Origin of the sequence: Amycolatopsis sp. NBC_01307 (assembly GCF_035975215.1) — a bacterium.
Classification (GTDB): domain Bacteria; phylum Actinomycetota; class Actinomycetes; order Mycobacteriales; family Pseudonocardiaceae; genus Amycolatopsis.
The window spans coordinates 3,092,153-3,109,198 of record NZ_CP108403.1; the positions used below are offsets into that span (position 1 = coordinate 3,092,153).

Genomic DNA, 17,046 nt, shown 5'->3' on the forward strand with positions numbered 1-17,046 from the left:
CGCCCGGTTCCGGGCTTCCTTGGGGAGGGAATCCATGCGAAGACGTGCTGTTGTGCTGCTCTGCGCCGTGCCGGCGTTGCTGGGTCTGGTCGCTGTGCCGGGTGCGGCGGCGGGGCCGCCGCCGAATTCGGAGCCCTACACGGCTCCGGTGGATCAGCCGTTGTCGCTGGACGAGTGTCATGTGGACACGCGGCACGGCTATTACGTGAAGAGCGCCTTCGGGGCGTGCTGGTTCACGGAGCTGAAGTTCGCGCACTACGCGTGCCCGGAGCCGGCGTGCGGGGTGGACGGGACGGCGTCGGCGTACGTGTTCTCGACGCTGAACGTGCTGAAGGACTCGCGGCGGGTGGCGATGGCGCACCGGCTGGTGAACTGGCGGACGGACAACGTGGCGGACACGGCGCGGTTCGGGGTGTCGATTCTGTGCGGGCCGCCGACGGGTGGCGCGGGGTTCTGTGACCGGTCGGTCGTGCCGGTGGTGAAGAGCATCGCGGAGTGGAGGGCGGCTCCCGACGTCACGGAGGTGTTCTCCCTGGACGGCGAGGATCCGCCGGCCACGGGGGCTTCGGCGGAGGTGGCCGCGGAGAAGCGGACGTCCTACACGGTGTCGTCGCGGCTGGTGGCGGAGACGGACGGCCGGTTCACGTTGACCGGGTCGTCGATGGGGACGGGTGTGCGGTGCGACGTGGCGCGGCAGCTGGATCCGGCGTACGTGCGGGGTGCGGACTGCGTGCTGCGGACGTGGTTCACGCCGATGTTCGACTTCTCGGCGGGTGAGCTGCCGATCGCGGAGACGGGGCGGTTCGTGCGGGACGTCGCGCCGGCCGGGCGGTACGCGGGTTATCCGGGGACGTCGGGTGGGTCGGCCGGGTTCACCGGGCCGCAGAACCGGTTGTTCTACGATGTCGCGGCGCGTGAGGCGCACCGGGTGGCGGCGGAGGCGAGGTGTGCGAGTACGTGGGGGCCGTTCTGGAACCGGCACTCGGGTGGGCTGACCAACGTGTGCGGTGCGTATCCGGTCGACGAGAGCGTGCAGGGTGCTTCGGCGACGTCGTCGTTCACGGTGCGGCCGGTGCTGGACACCGACCACGCGGAGTTCCAGCGGCGGTTCACCCGGTTCCTGGCGGAGAACCACGTGCTGGACGGGGACGGGTACTACTTCTATCCCCTGCCGTGATGTCGGGGCCGGGCCGGGGCTGCTCCCCCGGCCCGGCGCCGGCGTCAGCGGGGTGGTTTGCCGTTCCAGGCGGCGTCCCAGGTCTTGGGGCCGAGGAGGCCGGAGTCCTTGATGCCGTTGGCGCGCTGGAGGGCGAGGACGGCTTCCTTGGTCTTCTCGAGGTAGCAGCCGGTGCCGGTGAAGCCGTAGCCGAAGGCGTTCATGCGGAGCTGGAACGTCTTGAGCGGGGCGGCGCAGTCGCCGTAGGCGTAGACGACGCCGGGCCAGGCGGGTTTGCCGCTCGGGGGTGGCGGGGTGGGTGCGGGGGCCGGTCCGCCGCCGCCGATGTAGGCGGAGTCGGCGTAGCTGGGGACGCGCTTGCTGCGGGCGTCGCCGTCGCCGGAGAGCTTGAGCATGCCGGCGCACTGCCAGGGCTGCCAGCCGCGCATCCGGTAGAGGTAGAGGGCGCGGTAGTCCTGTTCGTGGGCGGCGGCCTGGTCGGGGCGGCCGGCGCCGCCGACGCTGCGCCAGGTGGGGAGGTCGAACTGGTAGGCGCCGTAGTAGCCGTTGCCGGTGTTGGTGGCGTAGCGGCCGCTCGACTCGCACATGCGCAGCTTGGCCCAGGCGCTCGACGCGGGGTCCGCGGAGGCGATGGCGGGGACGGTCAGCTGCAGACCCAAAGCGGCGGAGGCGAGAAGCAGGATTCTCGCCACGGTGCGTCGGCGGTTGTGGATCATGCGAGCACAGTAAGAGGGTGCCCCTTTGACCACAAGAGACACACTGCTCGCACGAGTCTCACACGAAACACCGTTCACGCCGCTGAGCGACACGCCGTGACGCGTCGAATGTGATTGCCACGGAAGTGGCGGATGATCACGGTGCGACGAACCGGACACGGTTTCGGCGAACTTCGGGACCGGCGGCGGTACCGCCCAGTAGTCTCCGCGCTGACCTGGACGTTCTTGACCCTGAGGAGCCGTGGATGACGCTGGCCGGAACGCGCTCGACCAAGCGCGAGCGCTGGGGCTGGTATTTCTACGACTGGGCGAATTCGCCGTTCTATTCGTCGACGACGACGGTGTTCGGCGCGCTCTACATGAGCACGATCGCGGCCGAGGACGCGAAGTCGAACTTCACCCTTAACGGGGACCACGCTTGTGTCGACGCGTCCGGCGCGTCGGACACGCTGCACAACTGCGACGTGAGTTTGTTCGGGCTGCACTTCCCGGCCGGCTCGACGTGGGGTTACCTGCTGTCGGTGGCGACCGTGGTGCAGGTGCTGGTGCTGCCGATCGCGGGCGCGGTGGCCGACCGCAGCCGCAACAAGCGGCGGATCCTGGGCGGGTTCGCGTTCCTGGGCGCGGCCGCGGCGGCGGCGATGTTCTTCATGGCCGGGTCGGACTGGCAGCTGGGCGCGGCGCTGTTCATCGTGGCGAACATCGGGTACGGCGGCTCGCTGGTCGTCTACTACTCGTTCCTGGTGGACATCGGCGGGCCGGACGAGCGGGACGACATCTCGGCGAAGGGCTGGGCGTTCGGGTACCTGGGCGGTGGCCTGGCGCTGGCGTTGCAGCTGGGGTTCTACCTCGGCCACGACGCCTTCGGGGTGTCCAAGGGCACCGCGGTGCAGATCTGCTTCCTGACCTCGGGGCTGTGGTGGGCGTTGTTCACCGTTCCCTCGGTGCGGGCGCTCCCCCGCAACCACACGCCGGTGGACGTCGCGCCGGGGACGTCGGTGCTGCGGGCGGGGTTCGGCGAGCTGCGGCGGACGATCGTCTCGGCGAAGGCGTTCCCGCTGACGCTGGCGTTCCTGGGCAGCTACCTGATCTTCACCGACGGGATCACCACGGTGGTGGCGGTCTCGGCGCAGTACGGCAAGGACGAGCTGCGGTTCGGCGACGAAGTGCTGATCATGACGATCCTGGTGATCCAGTTCGTGGCGTACCTGGGTGGCACGCTGCACGGGCTGGTGGCGCGGCGGTACGGGGCGAAGCGGACGATCCTGGGCAGCCTGGTGCTGTGGATCGTGGTGCTGGTCGGGGCGTACTTCATCCAGCCGGGGAAGGTGGCGCAGTTCCTGGCGGTGGCGGTGGGGATCGGGCTGGTGCTGGGCGGGACGAACGCGCTGTCGCGGTCGCTGTTCAGCCAGATGATCCCGCAGGGCAAGGACGCGCAGTACTACTCGCTCTACGTCGTGGGCGAGCGCGGGACGTCGTGGCTGGGGCCGCTGGTGTTCGCGGGGGTCGGGCAGGCGACGGGGTCGTTCCGGCTGGCGATCGTGGCGCTGGTGATCTTCTTCGTGGCCGGTCTGGTGCTGGTCGCGCTGGTCCCGGTGCGGCGCGCGATCGTGGCGGCGGGCAACCGTCCGCCCGAGGTGCTGTAGTCCCCGATAGGGTCGACTGTCGTGACCTCGCTGAACGACCGGGCCTCCGGCCCCGATCCCACGGACGCGCTGTCGTCGGTTCCCGCGGCCGGTTCGCGCCGCGGGACGCCGCCGGTGGGCCGGCTGAAGTTCTGTTACGGGCCGATGGACTGCGGGAAGTCGACGCTGGCGCTGCAGATCGACCACAACCACGCGCGCCAGGGCAGACGGGGGCTGGTGCTGGTGCGCCACGACCGCTCGGGCGCGCCGCAGATCTCCAGCCGGATCGGGTTGAGCCGGCAGGCGGTGGAGGTCGGCGAGGACACCGACGTGCGTGACCTGGTGCGACAGGAGTGGGCGCGCGGGCAGCACGTGGACTACGTGGTGGTGGACGAGGCGCAGTTCCTCTCCCCCGGACAGGTCGACCAGCTGGCCGAGCTGGCCGACGAGGTCCAGATCGACGTCTACTGCTTCGGGATCGCGACGGATTTCCGGAGCAAGCTGTTCCCGGGAGCCGCACGCCTGTTCGAACTGGCGGACGAGCTGCAGCCGGTCCAGGTGGAGGTCCTGTGCTGGTGCGGGCTGACCGGCCGGTTCAACGCGCGGGTGCTCGACGGCGAGGTTGTGCGTGAAGGCGATACGGTGGTCGTGGCAGATACCGAACAATCCGTAGTTGAAACTTCAGCTTCAGCACGATTTGAGGCCGAAACGGCTACTTTGCGTTATCAGGTATTGTGTCGTCGCCACTTTCGGGCGGGTGACCTGGGGCCCGTTACCGCTCATCACGGTCAGTTACGGTTGACCTGAGAGATGCCCGAGTAGCCCATCCGGGGGATATCAGCACTAAGAAGGCCGTATTGACGTCACGCCGGAGCGCGAAATGCCTCCTACTAGTGGAAGCTGATCCCGGCGGGTGACGCAGCTCATCGTGAGCAACGACATGGTGAACCGGGAATCCCCGGAGACCCTGAGTCGTTGCATAGGGTGAGCACCACCCTGGCTCCACCCCGGAGCTGACTGAAAGGACCCATCATGGCCGACCGTGTTCTTCGTGGAAGCCGGCTGGGAGCGGTCAGCTACGAGACCGACCGCAACCACGACCTCGCCCCGCGACGCACCGTGCGCTACGCCTGCCCCAAGAACCACGAGTTCGAGGTGCCGTTCTCCGACGACGCCGAGATCCCGACGGTGTGGGAATGCCGGCTGCACGGCAGCGAGTCCGAGATCGTCGATGGCGGGCAGCCCGAGCAGAAGAAGGTCAAGCCGCCGCGGACCCACTGGGACATGCTGCTTGAGCGGCGCACCATCCCCGAGCTCGAGGACCTGCTGAACGAACGTCTCGCCGAGCTGAAGGGCCGCCGGACCTCCCGGTCCGCGTGACCTCTTCGGGACTCGGCTCGTAGCCTGCTCCCACCACAACGGAAAGGCCCCCGCGACCTCCCCCCGCGGGGGCCTTTCGCATGCCCGCACACCGGCTGCCTGGGCCCTTCGGTCGTGAGGGGCACCCTCAGGGACGTACAAGCCCTGAGGGTGCCCCTCACGGCTAACGGCTGAACGGGCCTTCCAGGGCCGCCCACTGCAGGAGCATGATCGTCTTGGCGTCGGCGATCTCCCCCGTGCCCACCATGGCCAGGGCCTCCTTGAACGGCAGCTCGACCACCTCGATGTCCTCCCCCTCCTCCGCGAGCCCGCCGCCTACGCCGCGCTCGGCCGGGCGGTACGGCGCCGCGTAGCAGTGCAGCCGCTCGGTGACCGAGCCCGGGCTCGTGTAGACGTCGAACACGTGCTCCAGCTCACCGATGCGGACGCCGGTCTCCTCCTGCGCCTCGCGGCGGATGGCCGTCTCGGGGTCCTGGTCGTCCAGGAGCCCGGCCGCGGCCTCCAGCAGCATCCCGTCGGGGTGGTCGTTGACGTAGACCGGGTAACGGAACTGCCGGGTCAGCAGCACCGTGGCGCCCTCGAGGTCGTAGAGCAGCACGGTGGCGCCGTTGCCGCGGTCGTAGGTCTCGCGCCGCTCGGTCGTCCGGTGCCCGTCGCCGTGGTCGTAGTCGAACGTCGTGCGGCGCAGCACGTGCCAGCCGGCCGCGAGCAGTTCGACGTCGGTGACGCGCACCCGCGGGTTGCGCTCCAGGTCGCGGCCCGCCCGGTCGAGGCCGGTGCGGCCGCGGTGGTCGGGGACGTCGAGGCCGGGCGCGCTTGTCGAAGTGGTCATGCCGCGACCATAATGTGCATGACTCGGAACAAACAAGGAGGATCGTGCATGCTGGTCGGGGAACGCCGCGAGCTGCTGCTGGGCCGGCTGGCCGCCGAGGGCAAGGTGCTGGCCAAGGACGTCGCGGCCGAGCTCGGCGTCTCGGAGGACAGCATCCGCCGCGACCTGCGGGACCTCGCCGCGGCCGGGCTCTGCCAGCGCGTCTACGGCGGGGCGCTGCCCGTCTCCCCCGCCGTCGCCGACTACGCGAGCCGGACGTCGATCGCCGTCGCGGGCAAGGACCGGGTGGCCGCCCTCGCCGCCGGCCTCATCCGGCCGGGGTCGACGGTCATCCTCGACGGCGGGACCACGTCCCTGGCCGTCACGAAGGCGCTGCCCAGAGACCTGGCGGCGACGGTCGTGACGCACAGCCCGACCGTCGCCGCCGCGTTGCTGGACCACGAGGGCATCGAGGTGTTCCTGCTGGGCGGGCGTCTGTTCCGGCACTCCGCGGTCACCTGCGGCGCCGCCGCGGCCGAGGCCGCCCAGGCGATCAGCGCCGACGTCTTCCTGCTCGGCGTCACCGGCGTCCACCCCGAGGCCGGCCTGACCACCGGCGACGCCGAGGAAGCCGCGATGAAGCGGACGCTGGCCCGGCGCGCGGCCGACACGTACGTGCTGGCGAGCGCCGAGAAGCTCGGCGCGGCGTCGCGGTGCGCGGTGTTGCCCTTCGCCGACGTCGCCGGAATCATCACCGACGCCGACGAGACCGACCCGAACGTGCGGAAACTTGCAGGACTCGGCGTCGAGCTGCGGCTCGCCGGCCACTGAGGGGGAAACCACATGACCGAGCACCGGGTGAAGTTCGCGGCGCTGTTCGACGCCGAGGTCCGGCCGCACAACGAGCGCTTCCGGGCCGCGGTGGCCGTCACCCGCGGCGAGGACGTCCTGGACGTCGGCTGCGGCACCGGCGAGTCGACGCGGGAGGCCGCTCGGGCGTCGGTGACCGGGACCGTCCTCGGCGTCGACGTCTCCGAGGCGGCGATCGCGACGGCCTCAGAACGCGGAGAAGCCACGTTCGCGGTCGCCGACGCGCAAACGCACCCGTTCCCGGCCGCGCGGTTCGACGTCGCGCTCAGCCGGTTCGGCTCGATGTTCTTCCCCGACCCGCCCGCGGCCTTCAGCAACATCGCGCGCGCCCTGCGGCCCGGCGGGCGCGTGGTGCTGCTCGTCTGGCAGCAGCGCGACCGCAACGAGTGGTACTCCGTGCTCCACGACGCCCTGGCGCCCGGCACGACAGCGCCACCCGCCGGATCGCACTTCTCCCTCGGCCACCCGGAGCGCACGCGGGCGCTGCTCGAACGCGCGGGCTTCACCGGCGTCGAGTTCACCGAGGTACGCGAACCCGTCTGCTACGGGCCCGACACCGCGACCGCGGTCGAGTTCACCCTCGGCCTCAAGGACGCGAAGGAACTGCTCGCCGGGCAGGACGAAGACGCCGCCGTGGATCGGCTGCGCACGGCGTTCACCGCGCACGAGACCCCCGACGGCGTCTTCCTCGGCTCCAAGGCCTGGATCGTGACGGCGCTCAGCCGCGCTTGAACAGCCGCTTCAGCTGCTGCGTGCGGCGCTGCACGCCCCACGTCGCCACCCGCAGGAACGCCTCGCGGATGATCGAGCCGCTCATCTTCGACTCGCCGATCTCGCGCTCGGTGAACGTGATCGGCACCTCGACGATCTCGAACCCGGCGTCGGCCGTGCGCAGCGTCAGGTCGATCTGGAAGCAGTAGCCGTGCGAGTTGACCTCGTCCAGGGCCAGCTTCTCCAGCACCGGGCGCCGGTACGCGCGGAAGCCGGCGGTGATGTCGCGCACGCGCATCCCCAGCGCGAGCTGCGAGTAGACGTTGGCGCCACGGGAGAGGATCTGCCGGTTGACCGGCCAGTTCACCACGCTCCCGCCGGGCACGTACCGCGAGCCGATGGCCAGGTCGGCGTCGCCGACCGCGTCCAGCAGCCGCGGCAGGTCCTCCGGCGCGTGCGAGCCGTCGGCGTCCATCTCGACGATGGTGTTGTACTCCCGGGCCAGGCCCCACCGGAAGCCGGCGATGTAGGCGGCGCCCAGGCCGGACTTCTCCGTCCGGTGGAGCACGTGGACGCGCTCGTTGGCCGCGGCGCGCTCGTCGGCGAGCTCACCGGTCCCGTCCGGGCTGCCGTCGTCCACGACCAGCACGTCCACATCCGGAAGTGCCTTGTGCAGGCGGTCCAGGATCGGCCCGAGGTTCTCCCGCTCGTTGTAGGTCGGGATCACCACCAGCACCGGCTCGATTCCCCGGGCCCCCCGCGGCGCCTGCGACATCCGTGCTCCTCCGATATCCCCGGCGGTCAGTCCGCCGTGTCCCCTGCCGTGCCGGCGCTGCTGCGCCGGGTGCGAAAACGGAGTACGAGCCCGCCGGCCACCCCGGCGATCGCCAGTGCCAGCAACCCGTACTCCGTCCACGCACCGAGTCGATCCGACAGCGTAGTCTGCGTGCGCAGCGGCACGCGCCCGACCAGGGAGTCGGCCGTGAAAAGGCCGGTTGAGCTGGTGATCGTGCCGTCGGGCGCGACGATGGCGCTGACCCCTGAGACGGCGGACACCACGACCGACCGGCTGTGCTCGACCGCCCGCAGCCGCGACATCGCCAGCTGCTGCACGCTCATCTCGCTGTCCCCGTACCAGGCGTTGTTGGTCGGCACGACCAGCAGCTCGGCCCCGTCGCGCACGGCGTCGTGGGCGGGGTAGTCGAACGCGGCCTCGTAGCAGACGAACACCCCGACCTGGGTACCGGCGACGCCCAGGGTCTGGTTGGCGCCGTCGCCCGGGACCATGTCGACGGTCTCCTGGTCCACGAACGGCGTGACGAGCGCGGCGAGCTTGCGGGCGGGCACGTACTCGCCGAAGGGCACCAGTTGCTGCTTGGCGTAGCGCTGCCCGGGCCCTGTGTTCGGGTCCCAGACGATGACGGAGTTCTGGATGTGCCGGTCCGGCAGCACGTAGAGGGCGCCGATCAGGGCCGGGACGCCGAAGTTCGCGACGAGCTGGTCGACCTGCGGGTCCGGGCCGTTGACGGTGGTGGCGCTCTCCGGCCACAGGATCAGGTCCGGCTTCGGGACCTTCCCGGCGCGGATGGCGTCCAGCAGCCGCTGACTTTCGGCGATGGTGTTGCGGCGCAGCAGGTCCCGCTCGCCCTGCAGCGCGAGGCCGATGTCCGGGGCGTTGCCCTGCACGGTGGCGATGGTGCGCTCGCCGTCCTGGGCGGCGGTCCCGATGGTCGGCCACAGCGCCAGGCCCGCGACGACGGGCAGCACTGTGCCGACGGCGGCCAGGACGTTGCGCCGGGCGCGCAGTGCGGGCCGGAGCGCGTCACGGGTGTCCCAGAGCCGGCCGGCGAGCGCGGCGAGGCAGAAGCCGCTGAAGACGACGGCGAGGCCGACCAGCGGCGCGCCGCCGATCGAGGCGAGCGGCAGGAACGCGCCTTCGGGCTGGCTGAACGCGACCCGGCCCCACGGGAACCCGCCGAAGGGGAACCACGCGCGCGGCGTCTCCATCGCGATGAAGATCAACGCGCCCCACAGCGGCGCGAGCGGCAGCCGGGCCACCAGCGTGATGAGCCCGCCCGCCAAGCCGTAGTAGAGCGCCAGCGCGCCCGACAGGCCGAGCCACGGCCACGGGCCGAAGTCCGGGCCGAGGAAGTCCAGCAGCCAGGTCAGCAGCGGCAGGAAGAAGACGAGCCCGAACGCGAAGCCGTAACCGAACGCACCCCGGAAGCTCCGGCCGCGCAGCACGAGCGCGAACCCGGCGAAGGCGAGCGGGGCGAGCCACCACAGCGGGCGGGGCGCGAAGCTCAGGTAATAGGCGAAACCGGACACCAGCGCGCCGGTCAGCCGCAGCAGCCACTCTCGCGGGAAGCGCCGGGTTCGGGTGGGTTGGTGCGAAGCGCCCGGTTCGGGGTCCGCGACGGTGACTGCCACAGGTGCTGACTCTAGGTGCCCGGCGTGAAGTCGTCGTAGACGACCTCGCCCGCGCGCACCGTGCGCAGGCAGCGCGGCAGCTCCGCACCGGGCTCGAGGCGCGGCAGCGGCGGCACGCCGGCGCGCGGGTCGGTGGACCAGCGCTGCACCCGGGTGTCCGGGGTGGCGACGACGAGGTCGGTGGCGTCCCAGATCGCGTAGTGCGCCGGCGCGCCCGGGGCCAGGCTCCCGGTGATGCCGTCGTTGACGCCGGCGGCGCGGTGCCCGGCCCGGGTGTGCGCGGTGAACGCCGCGCGCGGTGACAGGCCCGCACCCGGCGTCCGGTGGTAGGCGGCCGCGCGGACGCTCGCCCACGGGTCCAGCGGTGTCACGGGCGCGTCGGAGCCGAAGGCGAGCATGACGCCTTCGGCGGCCAGGGCGGAGAACGGGTTGAGCCCGGCCGCGCGGCCGGCGCCCAAGCGTTCGGCGTACATCCCGTCCGTGCCGCCCCACGCGGCGTCGAACAGCGGCTGCATCGAGGCGACGACACCCCAGCCGGCGAGGATCCGGGCCTGCTCGGCCGTGACCATCTCCAGGTGCTCCAGCCGGTGGTGGCTCGCGGCGAGGGCACGCTGGCCGACCTGCTTCTCGGCCAGGCGGAAGCCTTCGACGACCTCGGCGGTCGCGGCGTCGCCGATGACGTGGAACCCGGCCTGCAGCCCGGCTTCGGTGCACGCGGCGAGGTGCTCGCCGATGCGGTGGGCGTCGAGGTAGAGCGCCCCGGAGCCGTGGTGGTCGGCGTAGGGCTCGCTCAGGGCGGCGGTGCGGGAGCCGAGGGCGCCGTCGACGAAGAGGTCGCCGGCCAGGCCGCGCACGCCCAGTTCGCGAGCGGTGTCGACGGCGCCGAGCTCGCCCCAGTAGCCGACGACCTCGGGCGCGTCCGGGCCGGCGAGGGCCAGGAGCGCGGCGAGGTCGTCGCGGCCGGAGATGTCGGGGCCGGCGCACTCGTGGACGCTGACGATGCCCTGCTTCGCGGCTTCGGCGAGGAACGCCCGCTGGGCGCGTTCACGCTGCTCGGGCGTGACGGCGGCCCGCACGGCCGCGCGGACGGCGTGGTGGGCGTCACGGGTCAGCGGGCCGTCGGGCGACCAGCCGTCGGCGCCGCGGGCGGCCGGGGCCAGCTCGACCAGCGCCGTGGAGACGAGGGCGGAATGGACGTCGACGCGGCTGAGGTAGACCGGGGCGCCGCCGGCGGCGTCGTCGAGTTCGGTGCGGCTCGGCAGTCGCGGGTCGGTCCATGCGGTCTCGTCCCAGCCGTGGGCCAGCAGGACCTGCCCGGGAACGACGGCGTCGCGGACGGCGGCCAGCAGCCCGGCGCGGTCCCGGACGGCGGTGAGGTCGAGGCCGGTCAGGTGCAGGCCGGTGGCGGTGGCGTGGACGTGCGCGTCGACGAACGCCGGGGCCACGAAGGCGCCGTCCAGGTCGATGGTCTCGGCGCCGGGGTGCAGGGCGCGGGCCGGGCCGTCCTGGCCGGCCCAGACGACGGTGCCGCCGGTGACCGCCATGGCCGTCGCGTCCGGGCCGGCGGGGGTGTAGATGCGCCCGCCGAGCAGGAGCGTGGTGTGTTCGTCCGTCACGCCCTGAGTCTGCTCCGGCCTTCCGACCCCTCCGCCACCTGGGGGAAGATCCGCGAGCATGCAGGAAGATTTACTCCGTGAGAACGTTATGACAGGATATTTTGACGCCTAACCGACGACTGGGAGTACAAGTGACTGCGATCCAGGAACCTGTGACACCTGCCGCCGCCATCGACCAGCCCTACGAGTACGCCCGCGCCGAGCTGGTGGAACCCGACTGGCGCCGCTTCCCCGGCTGGCACGGCGTGACCGACGCGGAGTGGCGTGACGCCCAGTGGCAGCGGGTGCACTGCATCCGCAACGCCAAGCAGCTGCGCGCCCTGATGGGCGACCTGCTGGAGGACCGCTTCTACGACGACCTGGCCGCCGACCAGCGCGAGATGGCGACCATGTCGATGCTGCTGCCGCCGCAGATGATCAACACGATGGCGCCGACGGCTGGCACCGACCCGGCGAAGGTGACCGAGGCGTTCTACCGCGACCCGATCCGCCGCTACATGCTCCCGGTCAAGAGCGACCGCGACACGACGTGGCCGAGCCACCCCCACTCGGAACGCGACTCGCTGCACGAGGCGGAGATGTGGGTCGTCGAGGGTCTCACCCACCGCTACCCGACCAAGGTGCTGGCCGAGATGATCTCGACCTGCCCGCAGTACTGCGGCCACTGCACCCGGATGGATCTGGTCGGCAACTCGACCGAGCAGGTCGAGAAGCACAAGCTCTCGCTCAAGCCGGTCGACCGCCAGGACGCGATGATCGCGTACCTCAAGAAGACCCCGGGCGTGCGCGACGTGGTCGTCTCCGGCGGCGACGTCGCCAACGTGCCGTGGCCGCAGCTCGAGTCGTTCCTGATGCGCCTGATGGACATCGAGACGGTCCGCGACATCCGCCTGGCGACCAAGGCCCTGGCCGCGCTGCCGCAGCACTGGCTGCAGCCGAAGGTCGTCGAAGGCCTGGAGCGCGTCGCCGTCACCGCCCAGCGCCGCGGCGTCAACCTGGCGATCCACACCCACGTCAACCACGCCCAGTCGGTGACCCCGCTGGTCGCGGAGGCCGCGCAGACGGCGCTGAACGTCGGCGTCCGCGACGTCCGCAACCAGGGCGTCCTGATGCGCGGCGTCAACGCGACGCCGGCACAGCTGCTGGACCTGTGCTTCGCACTGCAGGGCGAGGCGAACATCCTGCCGTACTACTTCTACATGTGCGACATGATCCCGAACGCCGAACACTGGCGCGTCTCGGTGCACGAGGCGCAGGAGCTGCAGCACGCGATCATGGGCTACCTCCCGGGCTACGCGACGCCGCGCATCGTCTGCGACGTCCCGTACGTCGGGAAGCGGTGGGTGCATCAGCTCGCCGACTACGACCGGGAGCTGGGGATCTCCTACTGGACCAAGAACTACCGCACCGGCATCGAACTGGACGACCCGGAGGCGTTGAACCGCCGTTACCCGTACTACGACCCGATCTCGACGCTTCCGGAGGCGGGCCGGACGTGGTGGGCCGGGCAGGCCGGCTGACGCCCCTCACGCGATCGGGACGCGCGCCGGGCTCGCCGCCAGGTGCGCGACCCGGCGCAGAGTGGGGCGGTCGATGATCTCGCCCAGTGCCGCCATGAAGTGCGGCTCGTCCTCGGGCGCGACCACTTCCGCGCACACCTTCGCCACCATCACCATCAGCGTCAACGAGGTGCCGCCCAGGGAGTAGAAGTCGCTGTCCGGGCCGATGTCGCGCTCGGACAGGCTCAGCGTCGTGGCCCAGATCGTGGCCAGCGCCGACTCGGTCGGACCCGCCGGTTCGGCCGTGGGGACGTCCGCCGTCGCGAACGGGTCCGGTAGCGCGTGGGCGTCGACCTTGCCGCTGGGCGCCAGCGGGAGGTCGGGTACCGCCACGAACACCGGTGGCACCAGGTGTTTCGGCACCCGGGCGGTCAGGTGGGCCGTGAGGTCGGCCGGTAGCACGTCCCCGGCGCAGACGACGTAGGCGCACGGGACGCGGTCCGCGTCGCCGGGGCGGCTTCTGGCAATCACGGCCGCGCGGCTGATCGCGGGGTGGGTCTCCAGCGCGTGCTCGATCTCCGCGGGTTCGACGCGGTGGCCGAGCACCTTGATCTGGTCGTCGCCGCGGCCGAGGTAGTCCAGGGCGCCCGACGGCAGGACGCGGGCGTGGTCGCCGGTGGCGTACGCGCGGCTGCCGTCGGCCAGGCGCACGAACAGCCGATCGGTGAGGTCCGGCCGGCCGCGATAGCCGCGGACGGTCTGCGCGCCGCTCAGGTGGATCGCGCCGACCTCGCCGGCCGGGACGGCGGCGCGCCGGTCGTCGAGCAGGTGCACCGTGACGTTGTCGGCAGGCCGGCCGATCGGGACGGCGGCGCCGAGGTCGGTGGCGGGGTCGTACTCGTGGACGACGCAGCCGACGGTGACCTCGGTCGGCCCGTATTCGTTGATGACGCGGCAGTCCGGCCCGAACGCCGCCCGCGCCGCGGCCGCGGTCCGCACCGCCAGCCGTTCGCCGCCGACGATCGCGAGCCGCACGCCCGGCGCGGTGATCCCGAGCCTGGCGATCAGCTCCAGGTGCGACGGTGTGAGCTTGACCGAGTCGACGCCGCTGTCGCGCAGCATCCGCGTCAGGCCGACGTGGTTGGGCTCCTCGGCGAACACCGCGACGCTGCCGCCGGCGAGCAGCGGCAGCAGGATCGCGGTGATCGGCAGGTCGAAGGCCAGCGAGGTGAACAGCGGGAACCGGGTCGCGGGCCCGATCCGGTACTCGCGGATCGCCCACCGCACGTAGTTGACGACGTGCCGGTGCTCGACCTCGACGCCCTTCGGCCGCCCGGTCGACCCGGACGTGTAGATCACGTACGCCAGGTCCTCAGGCGCCACCGGCACTCCCGGAAACGCCGCACGCCGATCGTCCAGGGTGATTCGCGTGCAGCCATCGGGCGTGCACGGCCGGTCGGCGTGGGACGCCGGGAGCAGGCACGCGGCCGCCCCGGCGTCGGCGAGCAGGTCGGCCAGCCACGCGTCCGGGTGGTTCGGATCCAGCGGGAGGTAGGCGGCGCCGGCCTTCAGGACGCCCCAGAGCCCGGCGAGGGTGGCGGCGGTGCGCTCGGCGAGCAGGCCGACGAGGTCGCCCGGCCGCACGCCCCGCTCGACCAGGGTGTGCGCCACGGCGTCCGACCGGGCGTCCAGCTCGGCGTAGGTGAGGGTCGTGTCCCCCTCGACGACGGCGACCGCGCCGGGCGTCCGCTCGACCTGGCGGGCGAACAGGCTCACCAGCGTCTCGTCGACCGCTGGGGTGACCGGGCCGCGCAGTTGGGCCTCGGGTGGGGAAAGCGCCTCCGCGATGCCGTCGAGCAGGGCCTCCGCCCGGTCCGCGAGGCCGTCGACGTCGTCGCCGGAGATGATGATCTCGGTGCGCCCGTCGACCTCGACGATCGTGAGCACCGGCGTGATCAGCAGGCCGCACACCGGCAGCGAGTAGACGGTCGTCGCGGTGAAACCGCCGGCCGTGTAGTCCGCCAGCTCGACCAGGCCCAAGTGGCTCAAGGTGAAGGCGGGTCCGGGTTTGCCCTTGACCGCCATCGCGGTGTCCACAGTGGACAACACGGCGCGCCAGGCCGGGAGCGGCACGCGGTCGAGCAGCCACAGCAGCGCCGGGTGCGGGTAGCCGGTCAGGTGCTGCTCGTCGCCGACCAGCCGCAGGAGCGTCTCCTGCGTCCGCTGCCACGTCGAGCCGGGCGGCACGGGCAGGGTCAGCTGTGACGTCAGCGGGCCGGTCGAGAAGCCGCCGGGCAGGTGCCGGCGCAGGTCGACCGGGACGATGAACGTCGCGGGGTCGAGGCCGCACAGCTCCGTCAGCGCGGTCGCGATCTTGGCCACCGCGGCCGGGTGCCGGCCGTCGACCGTGCGGCGCCGGAAGAAGTGCCCCCGCGCGGCCAGCGGGGCGCGCCCGCGCAACGGCGGCGGGGCCGTGGGCTTGGCCGGTCCGGGCCCGGGGCGGGGACCGAGCAGGTGCTGGACGTCGCGCATCGTCGTGCGCGCGTCGGGGCCCGTCGGGGCTTCGCCGCGCAGGGCGCGGAAGACCTCGCCCGCCCAGAGCAGCGCGCCCTTGCCGTCCATCAGGGAGTGGTGGACGCGGAACACGACGGCCGGGTTTGCGCCGGTGAGCAGGACGACCTCGCTCATCGGCTCACCGCCGGCTCCGGTCAGCGGCCGCTCCAGGGCCGGCTCGCCCGCGAACGTCACGCGGTCGACGCGGTCGCCGTCGAGGGTGCGGACGGCCGGGGCCCGGCCGCTGTCGAGCCACCGGCCGCCGCGGCGGGTCAGCCGCGACCCGTGGCAGGTGCGGGCGGCGCGCCCGACCGCGTCGGCCAATGCCGCCGAGGACAGGCTCCCGGTGCCCTCCACCACGACCTGGATGCACATCGGCGCGGCCGGCGGGGTGGCGAGCAGGAATCGCTCGGAGAAGAAGATCCGCTCGGTCACGGGAGAGTTCCTTCCGGGTCGGCCGGCAGCTCGCCGAGCCAGGTCCGCACGGCCTCGGCCGTCGCCGCGACGTCGCGGCTGCTCAGGGAGAAGTGGTCACCGGCCAAGGTGATCTCGTCGTGCGCGACCGGCCAGCGCGTGTGCCACTCCTCGTCGGCCAGCGGTTCCAGCTCGGGCGGCCCGGCCAGCGCGTCGGTGGGCCGCAGGACCAGGGTCGGCGCGGCGAGCGGGCTCGGCCGCCAGCCCTGCAGCATCAGCGTGTACACCGAGGACGCGGTGATCTTCTCGAAGTCGAGGTCGCTCGCGTCCGGCATGGCCGCGTACTGGTGGCTGAGGAACCGCAGCATCCGCGACGGCACCTCGTCCGGCACGTAGGTGTCGACCAGGACGACGGCCGCCGGGATCGTGCCCGCCCGCTCCAGCTCGGCCGCGACGGCGGCCGCGAGCACCCCGCCCGACGACATCCCGAACAACGCGAACGGCTTCCCGCCGGCGCACCGGAGCGTGGCCTCCGCGAGCGCGGCCACCAGCACGTCGAACCCGGCGGCAAGAGGCTCGCCCGGCGCGTACCCGGGTGTGACGACCAGCGAAAGGTCGCTGACGCCCCGCAGTTCGTTGGCGAGCCTGCTGAAGTTCAGCACCGCGTCCATCGCCGCCAGCGGCGCGAAGCAGATCAGGTGCGGTCCTTCGTCGCCCTCGGCCAGCCGGACGATCCGCGTCCCGCCGTCGAACTCGGCCGCACTGTCGAAAGTGGACCGTGCGGCGGCCGCGGTGGCGCCCAGCAGCTCCATCTCCCGGCCCTTGCCCTGCTGCAGCAGGGTCCGGTAGATGTCACCGAACGTGGGCCCGCCGGCCGCCGGGGCCTCTGCGGTGTCCACCCGGGACGCCAGCAGGTCCGCCAGGGCGGTGGCGTTTTCGAGGTCGTAGACGACGGTGGCGGGCAGCCGTTGCCCGGTCGCGGTGGCGAGCCGGTTGCGCAGGCCCACCGCCGTCAGCGAGTCGAACCCCAGCTCCCGGAACGGCCGGTCCGCGTCGATCGCCTCCACCGAGCGGTAGCCCAGCTCGGCCGCGGCTTCGGTGCGGACGAGCTCGACCAGCACCGCGAGCCGGCCGGCCCGGTCCAGCCCGGCCAGCCGGGTGGCGAGGCCGGTCCCGGCCGCGGCGGCCATCGCGGTGCGGCGGACGCGCCCGACCAGGCCGCGCAGGATCGGCACCACCGTCCC

Annotated in this window: 14 protein-coding genes and 1 pseudogene; 7 read left to right on the top strand and 8 right to left on the bottom strand. The window is 72.2% G+C overall.

Translation table 11 applies throughout. The features are described 5' to 3' along the window. The first annotated feature begins 34 nt into the window (after window positions 1–34). Complete coding sequence (locus OG439_RS13030) at window positions 35–1,177, top strand: hypothetical protein (RefSeq protein ID WP_326949642.1); 1,143 nt, start codon at window positions 35–37, stop codon at window positions 1,175–1,177. A 44-nt stretch (window positions 1,178–1,221) separates the two neighbouring features. On the opposite strand, the gene OG439_RS13035 is transcribed toward OG439_RS13030, so the two are convergent. Continuing rightward, on the bottom strand, window positions 1,222–1,893 hold the full coding sequence (locus tag OG439_RS13035; RefSeq protein ID WP_326949643.1) for a transglycosylase family protein: 672 nt from the start codon (window positions 1,891–1,893) through the stop codon (window positions 1,222–1,224). 245 nt (window positions 1,894–2,138) lie between these two features. Between OG439_RS13035 and OG439_RS13040 the strand changes: the two genes are divergently transcribed. From OG439_RS13040 to OG439_RS13050, 3 genes are all read left to right on the top strand, one after another. Next, complete coding sequence (locus OG439_RS13040) at window positions 2,139–3,539, top strand: MFS transporter (RefSeq protein ID WP_326949644.1); 1,401 nt, start codon at window positions 2,139–2,141, stop codon at window positions 3,537–3,539. Between the two features lie 21 nt (window positions 3,540–3,560). Next, a complete protein-coding gene (locus OG439_RS13045; RefSeq protein ID WP_247051822.1) occupies window positions 3,561–4,325 on the top strand; it encodes a thymidine kinase in 765 nt (254 codons plus the stop codon). Between the two features lie 225 nt (window positions 4,326–4,550). Next, window positions 4,551–4,898: an RNA polymerase-binding protein RbpA gene (locus OG439_RS13050; RefSeq protein ID WP_003081521.1), complete on the top strand. Its 348-nt coding sequence runs from the start codon at window positions 4,551–4,553 to the stop codon at window positions 4,896–4,898. A 163-nt stretch (window positions 4,899–5,061) separates the two neighbouring features. On the opposite strand, the gene OG439_RS13055 is transcribed toward OG439_RS13050, so the two are convergent. Then, window positions 5,062–5,730 carry an NUDIX domain-containing protein gene (locus tag OG439_RS13055; RefSeq protein WP_326949645.1) on the bottom strand — a complete coding sequence of 223 codons (669 nt, stop codon included), beginning with the start codon at window positions 5,728–5,730 and terminating at the stop codon, window positions 5,062–5,064. Between the two features lie 48 nt (window positions 5,731–5,778). Here OG439_RS13055 and OG439_RS13060 point away from each other — a divergent pair, with 48 nt between their 5' ends. Continuing rightward, window positions 5,779–6,540 (top strand): DeoR/GlpR family DNA-binding transcription regulator, encoded by a 762-nt coding sequence (locus tag OG439_RS13060; protein WP_326949646.1) that lies wholly within the window; start codon window positions 5,779–5,781, stop codon window positions 6,538–6,540. A 12-nt stretch (window positions 6,541–6,552) separates the two neighbouring features. Then, window positions 6,553–7,311: a class I SAM-dependent methyltransferase gene (locus tag OG439_RS13065; protein WP_326949647.1), complete on the top strand. Its 759-nt coding sequence runs from the start codon at window positions 6,553–6,555 to the stop codon at window positions 7,309–7,311. On the opposite strand, the gene OG439_RS13070 is transcribed toward OG439_RS13065, so the two are convergent. The 3 genes from OG439_RS13070 to OG439_RS13080 are packed head-to-tail and all read right to left on the bottom strand — an operon-like array spanning window position 7,298 to window position 11,336. Beyond that, window positions 7,298–8,065, bottom strand: a complete 768-nt coding sequence (locus OG439_RS13070; protein ID WP_326949648.1) for a polyprenol monophosphomannose synthase — start codon at window positions 8,063–8,065, stop codon at window positions 7,298–7,300. The genes OG439_RS13065 and OG439_RS13070 overlap by 14 nt on opposite strands. A 26-nt stretch (window positions 8,066–8,091) precedes the next feature. Further along, the gene (gene lnt, locus OG439_RS13075) at window positions 8,092–9,720 is read right to left on the bottom strand and encodes an apolipoprotein N-acyltransferase (protein ID WP_326949649.1); all 1,629 of its coding nucleotides are present in this window, start codon (window positions 9,718–9,720) and stop codon (window positions 8,092–8,094) included. 11 nt (window positions 9,721–9,731) lie between these two features. Continuing rightward, window positions 9,732–11,336: an amidohydrolase gene (locus OG439_RS13080; RefSeq protein ID WP_326949650.1), complete on the bottom strand. Its 1,605-nt coding sequence runs from the start codon at window positions 11,334–11,336 to the stop codon at window positions 9,732–9,734. Between the two features lie 131 nt (window positions 11,337–11,467). Between OG439_RS13080 and OG439_RS13085 the strand changes: the two genes are divergently transcribed. Next, window positions 11,468–12,856, top strand: coding sequence for a KamA family radical SAM protein (locus OG439_RS13085; protein WP_326949651.1), 1,389 nt, complete (start codon window positions 11,468–11,470; stop codon window positions 12,854–12,856). Window positions 12,857–12,862: 6 nt separating this feature from the next. On the opposite strand, the gene OG439_RS13090 is transcribed toward OG439_RS13085, so the two are convergent. The 3 genes and pseudogenes from OG439_RS13090 to OG439_RS50075 all read right to left on the bottom strand — a co-directional run. Beyond that, window positions 12,863–15,823, bottom strand: a complete 2,961-nt coding sequence (locus OG439_RS13090; RefSeq protein WP_326949652.1) for a non-ribosomal peptide synthetase — start codon at window positions 15,821–15,823, stop codon at window positions 12,863–12,865. Continuing rightward, a complete protein-coding gene (locus OG439_RS50070; RefSeq protein WP_442792329.1) occupies window positions 15,820–16,614 on the bottom strand; it encodes a thioesterase domain-containing protein in 795 nt (264 codons plus the stop codon). Before OG439_RS50070 ends, OG439_RS13090 begins: the two co-directional genes overlap by 4 nt. 108 nt (window positions 16,615–16,722) lie before the next feature. Continuing rightward, window positions 16,723–16,992, bottom strand: a pseudogene (locus OG439_RS50075) (acyl carrier protein); the annotation flags it as partial. Between the last annotated feature and the right edge of the window lie 54 nt (window positions 16,993–17,046).